The sequence below is a fragment of the Streptomyces griseoviridis genome, assembly GCF_005222485.1.
GTDB classification, from domain to species: domain Bacteria; phylum Actinomycetota; class Actinomycetes; order Streptomycetales; family Streptomycetaceae; genus Streptomyces; species Streptomyces hintoniae.
In genome coordinates this window covers 8,732,882-8,749,167 of sequence record NZ_CP029078.1, presented here as the reverse complement: position 1 = coordinate 8,749,167, position 16,286 = coordinate 8,732,882, and the positions used below count along the sequence as shown (strand labels likewise).

Here is a 16,286-nt window from a genome sequence, read left to right as displayed (position 1 = left end):
GGGACGGCGGCCCCGGTGGCCGGAGCGGGGCCCGCCGCAAAGTAAGCAGTTTTACGGACGTAGCCGCCCGCCCCCCGCTCCTACTGTCCTGCCACGAGCTTCTCGGCCGGCGTCGCCGGAGCACCGGGGCGCTCGGGACGGAGGGCAGGAATGGGACGTCTGACGGGCAAGGTCGCGCTGATCACCGGCGGTGCGCGGGGGATCGGGCGGGCCACCGCCGAACTCTTCGCCGAGCAGGGCGCCGTCGTGACGGCGGTCGACATCCTCGACCCCGTCGCACCGGCCGCCCCCACCGGGGACGACGGCGCCGGGCGCGTGGAGCACGGGCCGCTCGACGTCACCGACGAGCGCGGCTGGGCCAGGACCGTCGCCGGGATCGAGGAGCGGCACGGCAGGCTCGACATCCTCGTCAACAACGCGGGCGTCGGCTCCTACGAGGCCGTCCACGAGCTGCGACTCGACGAGTGGCAGCGGGTCGTGGGCATCAACCAGACCGGCGTCTTCCTCGGGATGCGGGCCGCGATCCCCGCCCTGCGCAGGGCGGGCGGCGGGTCGATCGTCAACATCTCCTCCATCTACGGCGCCGCCGCGGTCCCGGGATCGCTCGCCTACCAGGCCACCAAGGGCGCGGTGCGCAGCATGACCCGCAACGCCGCCATCACCTACGCCCCCGACCGCATCCGCGCCAACGCCGTGCTGCCCGGCTGGATCCGCACCCCGATGACCGAGGCGCAGACCCGCGAGTTCAACGACGCCGTCATCGCCTCCACCCCGCTCGGGCGGGGCGCCGAGCCGCGGGACATCGGCTACGGCTGCCTCTATCTGGCCTCCGACGAGTCGTCGTACGTCACCGGCACCGACCTCGTCATCGACGGCGGTTTCCTCGCCCGCTGACCCGGCGCCGGCGCCCCGCGCGGCGCCGCCCACCGCGTCGCCCGGGTGTGCCGTCGTCCGCACACCGTCCGCACACCACCGCCGGCCGTGCTCTCGGGCCGTCCGCAGGAAGGGAGTTCACGCCATGGGGCGTCTGACAGGCAAGGTGGCACTGGTCACCGGAGGTTCCCGGGGGATCGGCCGGGGCATCGTCGAGGCGTTCGCCGCCGAGGGCGCCGTCGTGGTCTCGGCCGACCTCGACGAGGTCGGACCGCCGGTGCCCGGCGTCGAGGAGATCCGCCTCGACGTCACCGACGAGGACGGCTGGTCGGCGGCGGTCGCCGGGGTGGAGCGGCGCCACGGGCGGCTCGACGTGCTGGTCAACAACGCGGGCCTGATCTCCTACGAGCCGATCGAGACCCTGACGCTCGACGAGTGGAACCGGGTCGTCGGCGTCGACCAGACCGGCGTCTTCCTCGGGATGCGGGCCGCGATCCCCGCCCTGCGCAGGGCGGGCGGCGGGTCGATCATCAACCTCTCCTCGGCCTGGGGCGTGGTCGGCGGGGTGGGCACCCACGCCTACCACGCCAGCAAGGGCGCGGTGCGCAGCATGACCCGCAACGCCGCCATCACCTACGCCCCCGACCGCATCCGCGCCAACGCGGTGATCCCCGGCTGGATCGCGACCCCGCTGACCGACGCGCAGCCCGCCGACCTCAACGCGGCGGTGCTGGCCGGCACCCCGATGCGGCGCGGCGGCACCCCCGCCGAGATCGCCCACGGCTGTGTCTACCTGGCGTCCGACGAGTCGTCGTACGTCACCGGCACCGACCTCGTCATCGACGGCGGTCTGCTCGCGCAGTGACGACCGGCGCGAGATTCCGCTCCCGCACCCCGCCCCTTGAGAGGAAACGCAGTCCATGGGCACTTCCCTGACCGTCTCCGCGGTGCAGTTCGAGATGCGGCGGGTGGACGGCTTCGACGCCTTCGCCCGCCAGGTCCGCACCCTTCTCGACCGCACCGACGGCTCCGAACTCGTCGTGCTGCCCGAGCTGTTCACCGCGGCCCTGTTCACCGCCCGCCCCGGCTGGCGGGACGAGCCGGTCTCCGCGCTCGGCCGGATCGCCGACCACACCGACGACTACCTGGCCCTCTTCACCGACCTCGCGCGGGTCAGGGGGCAGGTGATCGTGGCCGGCAGCCATCTGGTGCGCGACCCGGACGGCGACGGCGTCCTCAACACCGCGTTCGTGTTCTTCCCTGACGGCTCGGTCACCCGGCACGTGAAGACGCACATCTTCCCGGCCGAGGCCGGCTGGGGGACCCGGGAGGGCGACACCCTCGCGCCGTTCACGGTGGGCGGGATCAGCGTCGGGGTCTCCGTCTGCTACGAGACCGAGATACCCGAGGTGTCGACGGTGCTGGCCCGGCAGGGCGCCGAGCTGATCGTCAGCCCGTCGTACACCTTCACCGAGGCCGGTTTCTGGCGGGTGCGGCACTGCGCGCAGGCCCGCGCTATCGAGAACCAGGTGTACGTGGTGCACTGCCCGACCACCGGTGACCCGGGCGGGCCCCTCTCCCCCGGCTGGGCGCGCGCCTCCGTGCTGTCGCCCTGCGACGCCGGTTTCGCGCCGGACGGCGTCCTCGCCGAGGCCGGCACCAACGTCGAGGACGTCATCACGGTCCGCCTCGATCTCGACCTGCTGCGGGAGAACCGGCGCACCGGCGCCGCGACCACCGACACCGACCGGCGCCGCCGGGCCGGCCTCTACCGCCGCTGGGCCGACGACCTGCTCACCAGCTGAATCGATTCCGCACTCGTTCCCACCCGGCCGCTCCCGTCCCACCCAGCCCGCCCGTCCCGCCCGTCCCACTCCGCCCGTCCCTCTCCGCACGGAGGTCTCCCATGCCCCTGAACCTTCCCGAGGGCAAGTCCCTCGCCGTCAACATCGGTGCCGACTTCGACGCGCACAGCGTCTGGATGGGCACCTTCAACCTCAGCAGCCCGAGCTACCTCTCCCGGGGCGAGTTCTGCGCCGAGGTCGGGGTGCCCCGGCTGATCAGCCTGTTCGAACGGCACGGGGTGCGCGCCACCTGGTGCACGCCCGGCCACACCATGGTCACGTTCCCCGAGCGGGTGCGGCAGATCGTGGACGCCGGTCACGAGATCGCCGCCCACGGCTGCTACCACGAGGGCGTGCCGAAGCTGGACGCCGACACCGAGCGCCGTCTGATGGAGGCCCAACTCGCCCAGCACGACCGGTACATCGGGGTGCGTCCGCGCGGCTACCGGTCGCCCGCCTGGGACTTCACCGACCAGACGATGAGCGTGCTGGAGGAGAACGGCTTCGTGTGGGACTCCTCCCTGATGGGCCGGGACTTCGAGCCGTACCACCCGCGTCCGGTCCAGGTCGGCTGGGAGGAGGGCAGCACCTTCGGACCGCCGAGCCCGCTCCTGGAGTTCCCGGTCTCCTGGTTCCTCGACGACTTCCCGGCCGCCGAGTACATCCCGGGCGTCAACCAGGGCCTGGGGTCGAGCGAGGTGATGTTCCAGCGCTGGAAGGACCACTTCGACTACGCGTACCGCAACGTCCCCGGCGGGGTGCTCACCCTCACCGTCCACCCGCAGACGATCGCCCGCGCCCACTACCTGATGGGCTTCGAGCGGCTCATCGAGTACATGGCCGGGCACGCCGGCACCTGGTTCGCCCCGCTGAGCGACATCTACGACACCTGGACCGAGGACTGATCACCGCTTCGCGCTCCCGCGGTGCCGCCGGGCCCCGCCCGACCCGGCTCGGCGCCTCGCCCCGCCCTGCCTCGCCCCGCCCCGCCCCGCCCGTCTCGAACAGGGAGAACCACCGCCATGAACCGTGCCTCGTCCCGCCGCGTCAGACGCGGCGCCGCCCCGCGCCGGCTCGCTGTCGCCGCCACCGCCCTCGCCGTCCTGCTCGGCGCGGGGGCCTGTTCGGTGCCCACCGACCAGTCCGCCGCCGACCCGTCCGCCGCGAGCGGCAAGGCCGCGGGCCCGAAGAAGGTCAGCGACCTGAAGATCGCCTACTTCTCGGCGGGCACCAGCAACGCCTACCTCCAGGCCGCCATCGCCGCAGGCAAGAAGAAGGCGTCCGCCCTGGGCGTCGGACTCGACGTCTTCGACGGGCAGTTCGACGCGCAGAAGCAGTTCGACCAGATCCAGACGGCCCTCACCAGCGGCAAGTACAACGCCTTCGCCGTGGAGCCCAACGACGGCAACCTGGTCTGCAAACTGCTGACCCGGCAGGCGCCGCAGAAGGGCATCCTGGTCTCCGTCTTCAACCTGCCGATCTGCGGCCGGGCGACCAAGCTCGGCGAGGAGACCTGGGAGCCCGGCACCGTCACCTACGTCGGCGGCCAGACCCTCGACGTGTACGAGCGGTGGGTCGCCCAGGTCGTCAAGGACCACCCGGGCGGCGCCCGGATCGCGCTGATCTCCGGGCCCGACCTCAACGCGAACACCCTCTGCTTCCAGCAGGCCGCCAAGGCGTTCGCCACCCACAAGGGCTTCAAGGTGGTCGCCCAGCAGGCCACCGACTACACCACGCCCAAGGGCAACTCCGCCGCGCAGACCATCCTGCGGGCCAACCCCGACCTCGACGTGATCATGTCCAACTTCTCCGGGATGAGCCGCGGCATCGTGCAGGCCGTCAACAGCGCGGGACGCAAGGGCAAGGTCAAGATCTACGACTTCGGCGGCGACACCTGGGCGCTGAACTCGGTCCGCAAGGGCGATCTCCAGCAGAGCGTGATGATGCTGCCCGCCAAGGAGACCGAGGAGGCCCTCCAGGCGCTCGCCGACCACGTGTCCGGCAAGACCGTGCCGCACTTCATCAACCTCACCGAGTCCTCCGAACTGCCCGGCACGCCGTTCGCGACCGCCGACACGGTCGACGACTTCACCCCCGAGTACTGACCGGCCCGCGGCACGGCAGGAAAGGAGCCCCGATGCCCGCCACCTCCCCCGCGTCACCCCCGACGGCCGACGCCGTCACCGCACCCCAGGACCCGGCCGTCGTCTGCCACGGCGTCTCCAAGATCTTCGGCAGGACCTACGCGGTCCGCGACGTCGGCCTCCGGATCCCGGCGGGCACCGTCCACGCGCTCGTCGGTGAGAACGGGGCGGGGAAGTCCACCCTGCTCGGCATGGTCAGCGGACGGCTCGCCGCCGACACCGGCGCGGTCGAGGTCTTCGGGACCCCGCTCGACGCGGGCGGCCCCCGCAAGGCCCGCGGCCTCGGCCTGGTCGCCGTCTACCAGGAACTCACCATGGTCCCCGCGCTCAGCGCCGAGGCCAACGTGTTCCTCGGCGGCACCCTCAGCAGGCGCGGACTGCTCTCGTCCCGCGAGATGCGCCGCCGCTATCTGCGGATGTGCGAGGACTTCGAGGTGGACATCCCGCCCGACGCCCTGGCGCGCACCCTGTCGGTGTCCCAGCAGCAGCTCCTCGAGATCATGCGCGGGGTGCAGGCCGATGGGCGGATCCTGCTGCTCGACGAGCCGAGCGCCGCGCTCGCCGAGCACGAACGGGACATCCTCTACCGGGTCCTCGACCGGCTGCGCTCCCAGGGCACCACGATCGTCTTCGTCAGCCACAACCTGGACGAGGTGCTGCGGCTGAGCGACAGCATCTCGGTGCTGCGCAACGGGCAGCTCGTCGAGACCGCGCCCCGGGCCCGCTGGAACCGCCAGGCCCTGATCCGCGCCATGGTCGGCCGGGAGATCGAGGTCACCGCCCGGGGCGGCACCCACGAGCCGGGCGGCCCGGCCCTGGAGGCGGCCGGGGTCGACGTGCCCGGCGTGCTGTCCGGCATCGACATCCGCGTCCACGAGGGCGAGATCGTCGGCCTGTGGGGTCTGGTCGGCTCCGGGCGCACCACGTTCCTGCGCGCGCTGGCCGGCCTCGACCGGACCTCCACCGGCGAACTGCGGCTCGGCGGACGGCCGGTGCCCTGGCCGCGCTCGGCCCGGCAGTCCATCGCGGCCGGCGTGGTGATGGTCCCCGAGGACCGCAAGAACGGTCTGGTCCCGGCGATGGACGGCACCGACAACATCAGCGTCGGGGTCACCCGGGCGACCCGCGCAGGACAGATCGACCACGGCACCGAACGGCGGCGCGCCGAGCGCTACACCCGCTACTTCGGTTTCGACGCGGCCAGGATCGGCGCCCCGGTGCGCCATCTGTCGGGCGGAAACCAGCAGAAGGTGCTGCTCGCCAAGTGGGCGGCGCGCGACCCGCGGGTCTTCCTCATCGACGAACCCACCCGGGGCATCGACGTGGGCGCCAAGTCGGAGGTGCTGGCGTCGCTGGTGCGGCTGGCGCAGGACGGCGCCGCCGTCGTCGTCACCTCGTCGGAGCTGGAGGAGGTGCTCGCCATCGCCAACCGGCTGCTGGTCTTCGCGGGCGGCCGGGTGGTGTCCGAGATCCCGGCCGACTCGCCGAACTTCCGGGTGCGGGACATCGTCCGGCTCGGCTTCCACGACCAGGACACCGAGTGACGCCCCGCGCCGGTCACGGCGGCTCCCCGGGCGGCGAGTGCCGCCCGCGTCCCCGGAGCCCGCGCCCGCCGTGCCGTCCGACCGCCGCCCCGAGCATCGACCCGACCACCCGCGAGGTGAGCTGAAGTGACCCCGTCCACCCTCTCCCAGCCGTCCGCCCCGTCGGGCGGACCCGCCGTCGCACCCCCGAAGACCACCGGACCGGGCGGCGACGACCGCGCCGCCCGGCTGCGGGCCCTCGCCCTGCGGTTCAGCATGCTCTGGGTGCTGGTCCTGCTGGTCGTCGCGGCGACCGTGCTGTACCCGGGCTTCCTGCGGGCCGCGAACCTCCAGGACATCCTGACCCAGAACGCGGCCGTCGGGATCATCGCCGTCGCGATGACGTTCGTCATCATCTCCGGCGGCTTCGACCTGTCGGTGGGCGCCACCTACGCGCTCGGCTCCACCGTCTTCGCCGGGGTCACCAAGAGCACCGGGTCGGTGCTGCTCGCCGGGGTGTGCGCGCTGCTCGCCGGGATCGCGGTGGGCGCCGCGAACGGCACGATCATCGCCCGCTGGAAGGTCAACCCCTTCGTCACCACCCTGGGCATGTCGTCGGTCATCGCGGGCCTGGCGTACGTGTACTCCGACTCGGCGCCCTTCATCGTCGACGACCTCTCCTTCCAGTACCTGGCGCTGACGGCGGTCGCCGGGGTGCCGCTGCCGATCTGGATCCTGCTCGGCGTCTTCCTGATCGGCTCGGTGCTGCTGTCGCGGACCGGGTACGGCCGCAACATCTTCGCCATCGGCGGCAACGAGGAGGCCGCCAGGCTCTCCGGTCTGCGGGTGCCGTGGCTGGTGGGCAGCGCCTATGTGATGACCGGGGTGACGGCCGCCCTGGCCGGCATGATCGACGCCTCCCGGCTCGGCGTGGGGCAGGCGGACGTCGGCGCCACGGTGGCCCTGGACACCATCGCCATCGTGGTGGTCGGCGGCACCTCGCTGCGCGGCGGCGAGGGCGCGGTCTGGCGCTCGGCGGTGGGCCTGCTGATCCTGGCCACCCTGACCAACGTCTTCTACAGCCTCAACATCAGCCAGCACTGGCAGCTCATCGCCAAGGGCGTCATCGTCGTCACCGCGGTGGCCCTCGACTCGCTGCTGCGCAGCCGCCGCACCTGAACCCGGCTGCCCCGCGCGGCCGTCGGCCGCCGCGGGGCCGCTCTCCCGCCCGTGCGACACCGGTCAGGCTCCCCTCCGTGCCGGTGTCGCACGGGCCTCACGCGTCCCGGAAAACTCGACAGTAACCCCAAATGATTCCTTACCCGTTCGTTACACGTAACCCTGTCGCATCCCCCAGTACCTGGGCATGATGAGCCTGTCATCGCACCGGTCGCCGCGATCCACGCGGCAGGCCGCGCACGAAGGGACGGGAGACGACGCCCGTGTCCGCTCGGAAACGAACCGCACCCGCCTGGCCCGCCGGAGACACCCTCTCGCCCCCCGCCTCGGCGATCATGCTCGCCGACGGCACCGTGGAGGCGGCCGACCACACCCGGCAGGACGCGACGCCGGGCCCGGGACCCGCCGTCGCCTTCCTGCGCGAGCACACCGAACTCGCCGCACTGGTGCTGGCGTGTCTGCGCACCGAGGCCGGCCGCACCGGCTTCATGTGGACCGACTCCACCGCCCGCACCCTGGTACGGGTCTGGGTCGACCCGTTCACCGACCCGCGCGGCAGGCCGATGGGCCGGGTCCTGATCGAGCCCTGCCACCCCTCCCCCTACGGTCTGACCCTGCGCGAACTCGACGTCCTCACCCTGGTGGTGGCCGGCCTCACCAACAACGAGATCGCCGAACGCCTCTTCACCAGCCCCCGCACGGTCACCACCCATGTCGACCGGCTGCTCACCAAGCTCCAGCTGTCGGGCCGGGCCGCCGCCGCGGCGCTCGCCCTCGACCAGGGCCTGGTCCGGCTGCCGTTCCCGGGCGGCGACACCCGCTTCGAGCGGCTCGGCCTCGGCCGGATCGCCACCGCGGCCCGGGGCGGCGTCCCCGCCCCCTCCCCGGTGCCCGGGGCGCCGCGCTCGCTGCGCCGCCGCCCGCTGATGCTGGGGGCCGCCCTGCCGCTGACCGGACCGGCCGCGGCGGACGGCCGCGAGATGCTGCTCGCCACCCGGCTGGCGCTCGAGGAGATCAACGACCAGGGCGGGATCGCGGGCCGCCGGATCGAGCTGGTCACCGCGGACTTCGACGTGACCGTCCCCTCGGCCGTCAGGTCGGCGTTCACCGAACTCGTCGAGCAGGAGGTCGACGCGCTCACCTCCGGCTACATCGGTCCGCAGGACGTCGCCCATGAGATCGCCGCCGACTACGGCTGCCCGTATCTGCACGCGGCGACCCTGGACTCGATGGTCTCCCGGGTCGCCGAGGACCCCGAGCGCTACGGCGGCATCTTCCAGGTCTGTCCGAGCGACACCCGCTACGGTCCCGGATTCGTCCGCTTCCTGACGTCCCTGCGGGACAGCGGCGCGTGGCGGCCCGAGTCCCGCAGGCTGATGGTCATCCAGGGCATCTGGCCGCTGGGCGACCTGGGCAGGTCCGAGATGGCGGCGGCGGTGGAGGCGGGCGGCTGGACCCTGGAGACGGTCTGCGAGGTGGGGATGGACGACGACGCCTGGCAGCGGACCGCCCGGCAGGTGCGGGCCGCCGCGCCCGCCGCCGTCCTCGTCGGGCACTACTTCATGCCGGGCAGCCTGGCCTTCCTGCGCGAACTCCTCGCCGAAGGACCGCCGATCCTGCCCTACCTGCTGTACACGCCGTCCATCCCGAGCTTCCGCGAGGAGTTGGGCCCGCTCTCCGAGGGGCTGCTCTGGGCGACGGTCACGGGCACCTACTCCGACCATCTGGGCCGGTCGTTCGCGGCCCGCTTCCGCGCGCTGCACGGCGTCTCCCCCGGCCGTTCGCACGCCGGGATCGCCTACGACCGGGCCCGGATGATCGCCGGCGCGTGGTCCCAGGTGGACGACCCGCGCGACCACCGCCGGGTCGCGAAGGCCATCCGCACCACGATCCACCGGGGGGTGAACGGCGCCTACTACCTGGCCGATCCGGGCCAGGCCGCGCTCGCCTACCCGGAGCTGACACCCGATCCGTCCATCGGTCAGGCCCACCTCGTGTACCAGATCCAGGAGGGCCACCAGCGCATCCTGTCGCCGACGCCGTACTCGGACGGCCGGTTCCGGCTGCCGCCCTGGTACGGCAGGTCCGGCCGGGACGGCGGCGACGGCGGGGACGGGGACACTGCGTACGCGACGGAGGGCCGGGCGCCGACGCCGTAGCCGGCCGAGGCCGGGTGGCCCCGGCGTCGAAGCCCCTTCCCCCCCAGGGGTGTTGAGGGCGCACGCCGGGTGTCCGGTTCCGTGCGACCCGGGCCCCGACGCCTTTCGGTCACTCCGCGCACCGGAGTGGTGACGTTGTGCTTGGCCCCGGCGGGCCGAGGGAACCTTCCCGGGGCGGGGGCAGCCACGTCGAGAGGGAGAAACGGGATGCGCCAGACCCAGAGCGAGAGCGTCGACGACGGGGCCGCGAAAGCCGCGGGCGCGACGGACACCCCGGGCAGCGGCGGGGCCGGGGACACCGGCCGGGACGAACGGCTGCGCCGGTCCGCCGCCTTCCTCATCGACGAGGCGCTGGGCTTCCTCTTCCCCGCCGCCCTGCGCGCCGCCGCCGACGTGGGCGTGGCCGACCACCTGGCGGACGGTCCCCGCACCCCCGCCGACCTCGCGAAGGCGACCGGCACCGACGCCCGCAGCCTCTACCGGGTGCTGCGCCTGCTCGCCACCCGGGGCGTGGTGGCCGAGGACGACGAGGGCCGGTTCGCGCTCACCGACGCCGGGCAGGCGCTGCGCGGCGATGTGCCGTACTCGGCGCGGACAGCCGTCCAGATGATCTCCGACCGCACGATGTGGCTGCCCGCGGGAGAGCTGACGCGCTGTCTGACCGAGGGCACCACCGCGTTCGAGGGCCTGTTCGGCATGGCGTTCTTCGACTACTTCGCCCAGGACGAGCGGACCGCCGCCGTCTTCCACGAGGGCATGGCGGCGATGTCCGACCCGGAGAACGCGGTCATCGCGGCGGCCTACGACTTCCCGGCGACCGGCACGGTCGTGGACGTCGGCGGCGGCCACGGCGGTCTGCTCATCGAGGTGCTGCGCCGCAACCCCGGCCTCGACGGCGTCCTCTACGACCGGTCGCATGTCGTGGCCAGGCACCGGCTCGGCGGTGAGCCGGAGATCGCGGGCCGCTGGGCGGTCGCGGAGGGCGACTTCTTCGCGGCGGTGCCGCCCGCCGACGTCCATCTGCTGAAGCGGATCACCCACGACTGGGACGACGAGAGCTGTGTGACGCTGCTGAGCCACTGCCGCGGCGCGCTGCGGCCGGGCGGCCGGGTGCTGGTCCTGGACGCGGTGGTCCCCCGGGGCAACGAGCCGCACCAGTCCAAGACCTTGGACCTGATGATGATGGCGTCCCTCACCGGCCGCGAACGCACGGAGGCGGACTTCTCCGCCCTCTTCGAGCGGGCGGGGCTGCGGCTGTCCCGGACCCTCCCGACGTCGACGGTGCTGTCGGTGGTGGAGGGGGTGGCCGTCTGACGGCTCCCCGGCGGGCCGCGTAGGGGCCTGGGCGCACGCGACGGGGCCGGGTGCCGTCAGCCGGTCGCGTCGGCGCGGTGGCGGTGGGCGGCGCGGGCCGCGGGCAGGGCCGCGAGGACGGCGGCCCCCGCCGTGGCCGTCAGGACGAACAGCGCCAGCGGGCCGGCCGGGGGCGCCTGCGCGAGGCCGGTGCCGAGACCGGTGGACCGGCCCTGGACGTCGATCAGCCAGCGGGCCAGCGGCAGCCCGGCCAGCAGGCCGACGGCGTTCGCCGCCAGGACGGTGCCCACGGTGGCGGCGACGGTGATCGCGGTGATCTGCCGCGGCGACAGGCCGATCGCCTTCAGGGCGAGCAGTTCCCGCTCCCCGTCACGGACGGTGGCGCCGATCGCGGTGAGCAGTTCGACGAGGCCGATGAAGGCCAGGATCGCGATCAGCCCGGCGATGACCGGGCGCAGCGCGCTGAGCCCGTCGGCCGGCTGGGGCACCGCGTACACGTCGAGGCGTCCGCCTGACCGGTCGGTGACGGCGGCGGCGACCGCGTCCGGGTCGGCTCCTGGCGTGAGCCGCAACTCGTAGCGGGAGGCGGGCAGTTCGGGGTCGTCGGCCCGCAGGTTGTCGAGGGAGGTGGAGATGACCCGTCCGGCGTTCTCCGGTTCGACGGAGCGGCCGACGATGTGCAGGATCTGCGGGTCGGCGCCGACGGTCATGCGCACCCAGTCCCCCACCCGCACATGGAGCAGGTCGAGCAGGCCCTGTCCGGCCACGGCCTCGTCCAGGCCGTGCGGGGCGCGGCCCTCGGCCAGGGGGAAGGGGTAGGGCTCCTGGTCGGTGCCGACGCCGCGCAGCGCGATGGTGGCGGTCTGCCCCGGGACCAGGGCGCTGACCTCGACGCCGGGGTAGACGGCGGCGATCCTGGGGTCGCCGCCGAGCACGGCCCGGGTCGCGGCCTCGCCGAGGCCCGCGGAGTGGACGGTCAGCGCGGTCCTGTCGGGGTCGTCGCGGATGTGGCCGATGGTGCTCCAGGTGCTCATCGCGACCACCATCAGCAGCAGCGGCAGCGCCAGCCGCCCCACGGTGGCCAGTGACCGCGAGCGGCGGGAGAGCACCCGGTGGGCGCCGAGGACGAGGGCGGGCGGCAGCCCGCGGCCGAGGGCGGAGAGGCCGAGCGCGGAGAGGCCGGTGCCGGTGCGGGCCGCGGCCCGCACCGCCGGGACCGGTGGCACCCGCCCGGCCCGCCAGGCGGCGAGCGCGGTGGTGGCGCCGATGAACAGCACGGTGCCCAGGGACACGGCGAGCAGGCCCGTGGCGTATCCGGGCAGCAGCCGCCAGATCCCGACGGCCTCGCCGATGCGGCCGGGGACGTGGCGGCCGAGGCCCTGCACGAGGGAGGCGGCGACGACGGCCCCGAGCAGGGCGTAGGCGAGGTGCTGGAGCACGAAGACGCGGACGACCTGGCCGGGGGTGAAGCCGATCGCCTTCAGGACGGCGATGTCCCGCAGGTGGTTGCGCACCCGGGTGGCGATCGCGCCGTGCACGGCGAGGCAGGCGGCGAGCAGGGCGGCCAGGCCGAAGAGGGCGAGGACCTGGCCGAGCAGCCGGTTGTCGCCCTGGGCCTGGGTGCGGGCCTGCCGCCAGGTGGACACCTCGCCGACCGCGCCCGCGCCGAGGACGGTGACCGCCCGCTGGACGAGGTAGTCGGTGCCGTCGGGGTCGGCCAGCCGCAACCCGGTGACCTGGCCGTCGGGGGCGCGGACCGCGGCCGGGGGCGCCCAGACGAGGCCGGGCCGCTCGCCGCGGCCGTAGCGGGGTTCGGCGCTGTCGGCGACGCCGAGGACGGTGAGGGTCCTGGCGGTGCCCGGCAGGGTGACGGTGTCTCCCGGGCCGGCCAGCAGGGCGCGGGCGAGGCTGCTCTCCAGGACCACTCCGTCGGGCTCGCCGGCCCGCAGCCAGCGCCCGGAGACGATCAGTGGCCGTCCGACCTTCGGCAGCGCGGTGGTGGCGCGCAGTTCGGCGGCGGCGCGGGTGCCGTGCGCGGTGAGGGTCACCGACTCGGTCGGGTAGGGGCCGGAGACGGCGTCGACGCCGTGCAGGTCCGCCAGCCGTCCGGTCTGCGCGGTGGCGCTGGTGTGGAGCCAGACGTGGGCGCCGTCGGAGCGGGTGAACACCCGCTGCCAGGGGTTGGTGGCGTAGGCGAACAGGGCGGTGGCCAGCAGCAGGGAGGTGACGATGCCGACGGTGGCGAGGACGAGGAACAGCGCCTCGCCGCGGTGTCTGCGCAGGTCGGCCCGTGCCCAGCGCGTCATGGCCCGCATCGGGTCACCGCCTCCGTTCGGGCGGCGCCTGGTGTCGCGCGGTCGTCTGTCGGTGGTCCACCGCGGTTCAGTCCCTCAGTTCGAGCACGCCGGAGGTGCCGGTGGCGCGCAGCGGGCCCGCGTCGAGTTCGACGTCGTCGGCTATGCGTCCGTCGAAGAAGCTGATGACGCGGTCGGCGGCGGTCGCGAGCCGGGCGTCGTGGGTGACGAGCACGATGGTCTGGCCGCGTCCGTGGAAGCGGGTCAGCAGCCTCGTGACCTCGCGGGTGCCGCGGCTGTCGAGGCTGCCGGCGGGTTCGTCGGCGAGGAGCAGGTCGGGCTGGTTGACCAGGGCGCGGGCGAGGGCGACCCGTTGCTGTTCGCCGCCGGACAGCTCGCCCGGCATGTTGCGCTCCTTGCCGTTCATGCCCAGTTCGGTGAGGAGTTCGGCGCGGCGGGCGCGGGCCTGGCGCGGGGCGGTGCCGGCGAGCAGGGCGGGCAGTTCGACGTTGTCGGCGACGGAGAGGTCGGAGACCAGGTTGAAGAACTGGAAGACGATGCCGATGCGGGTCCTGCGCTCCACCGCCCAGCGGGCCTCGCTCCAGGCGTCGGCGGACCCGCCGTCCAGGCGCAGCCGTCCCGAGTCGGGCTTCTGGAGGCCGCCGAGCAGGTGCAGCAGGGTCGACTTGCCCGCGCCCGAGGGGCCGGTGACGGCGACGAACTCGCCCCGGCGGACGGTGAGGTCGACGCCGCGCACGGCGTGGGCGGGCGCGCCTTCGCCGTAGTGGGTCTTGGTGAGGGCCTCGGCCACCACCAGAGGAGGGGGGCTGTCACTCACTGCGGCTCCTCCAGTTCCTCCTGGCACCGTTCCAGCCAGTCGAGGTCGGCCTGGAGGTGCAGCATCGCGCCCTCGATGAGCAGGGCGGAGATGCGGTTGCCGCGGTCGTCGGCGGCGAGTTTGGACAGGGTGCGCATCGTATTCAGGTACTGGCGCCGCTGTCTGTTGATGAGGGCGATCTGGTCGGCGAGTCCGGTGTGCGGGGCGAGGGCGAGTTTCATGAAGAACTCGTCCCGGACCCTGGGTTCCTCCGACGTCTCCTCGAACCAGGCGGCCAGCGCCTCACGCCCGGCGTCGGTGAGACGGTAGATCTTCTTGTTGGGCCGGCTCGACTGCTCGACCTCCTCGCCCTCGATCAGTCCCGATTTGTCGAGACGGCCCAGGGTGACGTAGATCTGACCGACATTGGGCTGAGGGTATGCGGCACCCAGCAGTTGTTCAAGATCCTGTTTCAGTTCGTAGCCGTGGGCGGGGCCACGCGCCAGCAGGGCCAGGAGAGGCAGCCGCACTTACGCTCTCCACCTCGTCTCCGTGTCGGGTCCGGCGATCCCGGCGGCCGCGGGCCGGTGCGCCGGTGGCCAAAAAGCCGGAGCCCCTAGTATCACGCATACCTAACAGGTATACATGCTTTTGCCGCCGCGGCGAAGGGGCCCGGCACGGGGCGTGAGGCCCGGCACCGTCCGAGCGGGAGGGGACCCATGCGCGGGGCACGCGCCGCCGGCCGGGGGCTGCTCGTGCTGGCCGTGCTGCTGTCCGGCTACGTGGCCGCGGGCGCGCGGTCCGACGAGTCGGGCCGCGGTCCGCTGACCCTGGCCACGGCCGGGGATCTGACGGGCTATCTGCAACCCCTGCTGGCGGGCTGGAACCGCGCGCACCCCGGCGAGCGGGTCACCCTCGTCGAGCTGCCGAACTCCACCGACGAGACCCGCGCCCAGATGGAGACGGACCTGCGCGGCGGCAACGGCCGGTTCGACGTGCTCAACATCGACGTCGACTGGACCTCGCAGTTCGCCGCCGCGGGCTGGATCCGCCCGCTGCCGCGCGAGCGCTTCCCGCTGGACACCTTCCTGCGGCCGGTCGTCGACACGGCGACCTACCAGGGGCGGCTGTACGCGGTCCCGTACGTCACCAACGCGGGACTGCTGCTGTACCGCGCGGACGTGCTCGCCGAGGAGGGGCTGCCGCCGCCGCGCACCTGGGCGGAGCTGGAACGGGACGCCAGGACGGTCGCGCCGCGGCACGGTCTCGACGGGTACGCGGGCCAGATGCTGCCGTACGAGGGGCTGACGGTGAACGCCGCGGAGGCGGTCTACTCGACGGGCGGCAGCATCCTCGGTGACGAGGGCAGACGGGTCACCGTCGACTCCGCCGCGGCCCGTGAGGGCATCGGGTTCCTGGTGCGGGGCGTGCGGGAGGGCTGGATACCGCGGGAGTCGCTGACGTACACGGAGGAGGAGTCCAAGCAGGCGTTCAAGGACGGAAGGCTGCTGTTCCTGCGCAACTGGCCCTACGCCTATGTCGCCGCCGACAGCGCGGGTTCCGCGGTCGCGGGCCGGGTCGGGGCGGTGCGGCTGCCGGGTCCCGACGGGCCGGGCACCAGCGTGCTGGGCGGCTCCAACCTGGCCGTCACCGCGCACACCCGGCACCCGGACTCGGCGAAGCGGCTGATCGGCTATCTGACCAGCGAGCCGGTGCAGCGGCGGGTGCTGACCCTGGGCGCGCTGCCGCCGGTGCGGGCCGCGCTCTACGACGATCCGGCGCTGGTGCGGCGGTTCCCGTATCTGCGGGTGCTGCGCGACGCGGTGCTGTCGGCCGCCCCGCGCCCCAAGAGCCCGCGCTACGACCAGGTCAGCCTGGTGGTGCAGGCCGTCGTGCACGACGCCCTGACCGGACGCCAGACGCCGGACGCCGCGGTGCGCCGGCTGGCCGAGGAACTGGCCGCCGTCACCCGGCGGTAGCGCGCACGCCACCCAGCCAACTTACGTGTTAGGTACGTCCGTTCATCTCCCACGGCCCGAGTGGGGCGAAATAAGCCCATTTAAAGGGCAGCTGTTCGGTACTGCGGTCGTATCCATTGACATCTGCGCGTCATCGCTACCTAACATGCATGCATAACGA

Annotated in this window: 13 protein-coding genes; 10 read left to right on the top strand and 3 right to left on the bottom strand. The window is 73.4% G+C overall.

Annotated elements, in window-relative coordinates; all coding sequences use genetic code 11:
- The first annotated feature begins 150 nt into the window (after positions 1-150).
- The 9 genes from DDJ31_RS37720 to DDJ31_RS37680 all read left to right on the top strand — a co-directional run bounded on the left by DDJ31_RS37720 (position 151) and on the right by DDJ31_RS37680 (position 11,036).
- Positions 151-894, top strand: a complete 744-nt coding sequence (locus DDJ31_RS37720; RefSeq protein ID WP_127175936.1) for an SDR family NAD(P)-dependent oxidoreductase — start codon at positions 151-153, stop codon at positions 892-894.
- Between the two features lie 124 nt (positions 895-1,018).
- Positions 1,019-1,738 (top strand): SDR family oxidoreductase, encoded by a 720-nt coding sequence (locus tag DDJ31_RS37715; protein WP_127175937.1) that lies wholly within the window; start codon positions 1,019-1,021, stop codon positions 1,736-1,738.
- A gap of 55 nt (positions 1,739-1,793) precedes the next feature.
- On the top strand, positions 1,794-2,678 hold the full coding sequence (locus tag DDJ31_RS37710) for a nitrilase-related carbon-nitrogen hydrolase (protein ID WP_127175938.1): 885 nt from the start codon (positions 1,794-1,796) through the stop codon (positions 2,676-2,678).
- A 101-nt stretch (positions 2,679-2,779) separates the two neighbouring features.
- Complete coding sequence (locus tag DDJ31_RS37705; protein WP_127175939.1) at positions 2,780-3,622, top strand: polysaccharide deacetylase family protein; 843 nt, start codon at positions 2,780-2,782, stop codon at positions 3,620-3,622.
- Between the two features lie 117 nt (positions 3,623-3,739).
- Positions 3,740-4,822, top strand: a complete 1,083-nt coding sequence (locus tag DDJ31_RS37700) for a sugar ABC transporter substrate-binding protein (RefSeq protein ID WP_127175940.1) — start codon at positions 3,740-3,742, stop codon at positions 4,820-4,822.
- A gap of 32 nt (positions 4,823-4,854) precedes the next feature.
- Positions 4,855-6,405: a sugar ABC transporter ATP-binding protein gene (locus tag DDJ31_RS37695; protein WP_127175941.1), complete on the top strand. Its 1,551-nt coding sequence runs from the start codon at positions 4,855-4,857 to the stop codon at positions 6,403-6,405.
- A gap of 126 nt (positions 6,406-6,531) precedes the next feature.
- Positions 6,532-7,563: an ABC transporter permease gene (locus DDJ31_RS37690; RefSeq protein ID WP_206280605.1), complete on the top strand. Its 1,032-nt coding sequence runs from the start codon at positions 6,532-6,534 to the stop codon at positions 7,561-7,563.
- Positions 7,564-7,826: 263 nt separating this feature from the next.
- Positions 7,827-9,722 (top strand): ABC transporter substrate-binding protein, encoded by a 1,896-nt coding sequence (locus DDJ31_RS37685; RefSeq protein WP_127175942.1) that lies wholly within the window; start codon positions 7,827-7,829, stop codon positions 9,720-9,722.
- 207 nt (positions 9,723-9,929) lie between these two features.
- On the top strand, positions 9,930-11,036 hold the full coding sequence (locus tag DDJ31_RS37680) for a methyltransferase (protein ID WP_127175943.1): 1,107 nt from the start codon (positions 9,930-9,932) through the stop codon (positions 11,034-11,036).
- A gap of 56 nt (positions 11,037-11,092) precedes the next feature.
- On the opposite strand, the gene DDJ31_RS37675 is transcribed toward DDJ31_RS37680, so the two are convergent.
- From DDJ31_RS37675 to DDJ31_RS37665, 3 genes are all read right to left on the bottom strand, one after another.
- Positions 11,093-13,351: an ABC transporter permease gene (locus tag DDJ31_RS37675; RefSeq protein ID WP_127175944.1), complete on the bottom strand. Its 2,259-nt coding sequence runs from the start codon at positions 13,349-13,351 to the stop codon at positions 11,093-11,095.
- Positions 13,352-13,418: 67 nt separating this feature from the next.
- Positions 13,419-14,168 (bottom strand): ABC transporter ATP-binding protein, encoded by a 750-nt coding sequence (locus DDJ31_RS37670; protein WP_127175945.1) that lies wholly within the window; start codon positions 14,166-14,168, stop codon positions 13,419-13,421.
- Positions 14,165-14,677, bottom strand: coding sequence for a PadR family transcriptional regulator (locus DDJ31_RS37665; protein ID WP_127175946.1), 513 nt, complete (start codon positions 14,675-14,677; stop codon positions 14,165-14,167). Before DDJ31_RS37665 ends, DDJ31_RS37670 begins: the two co-directional genes overlap by 4 nt.
- A gap of 189 nt (positions 14,678-14,866) precedes the next feature.
- Here DDJ31_RS37665 and DDJ31_RS37660 point away from each other — a divergent pair, with 189 nt between their 5' ends.
- Positions 14,867-16,126 carry an ABC transporter substrate-binding protein gene (locus DDJ31_RS37660; RefSeq protein WP_127175947.1) on the top strand — a complete coding sequence of 420 codons (1,260 nt, stop codon included), beginning with the start codon at positions 14,867-14,869 and terminating at the stop codon, positions 16,124-16,126.
- Positions 16,127-16,286 lie beyond the last annotated feature (160 nt).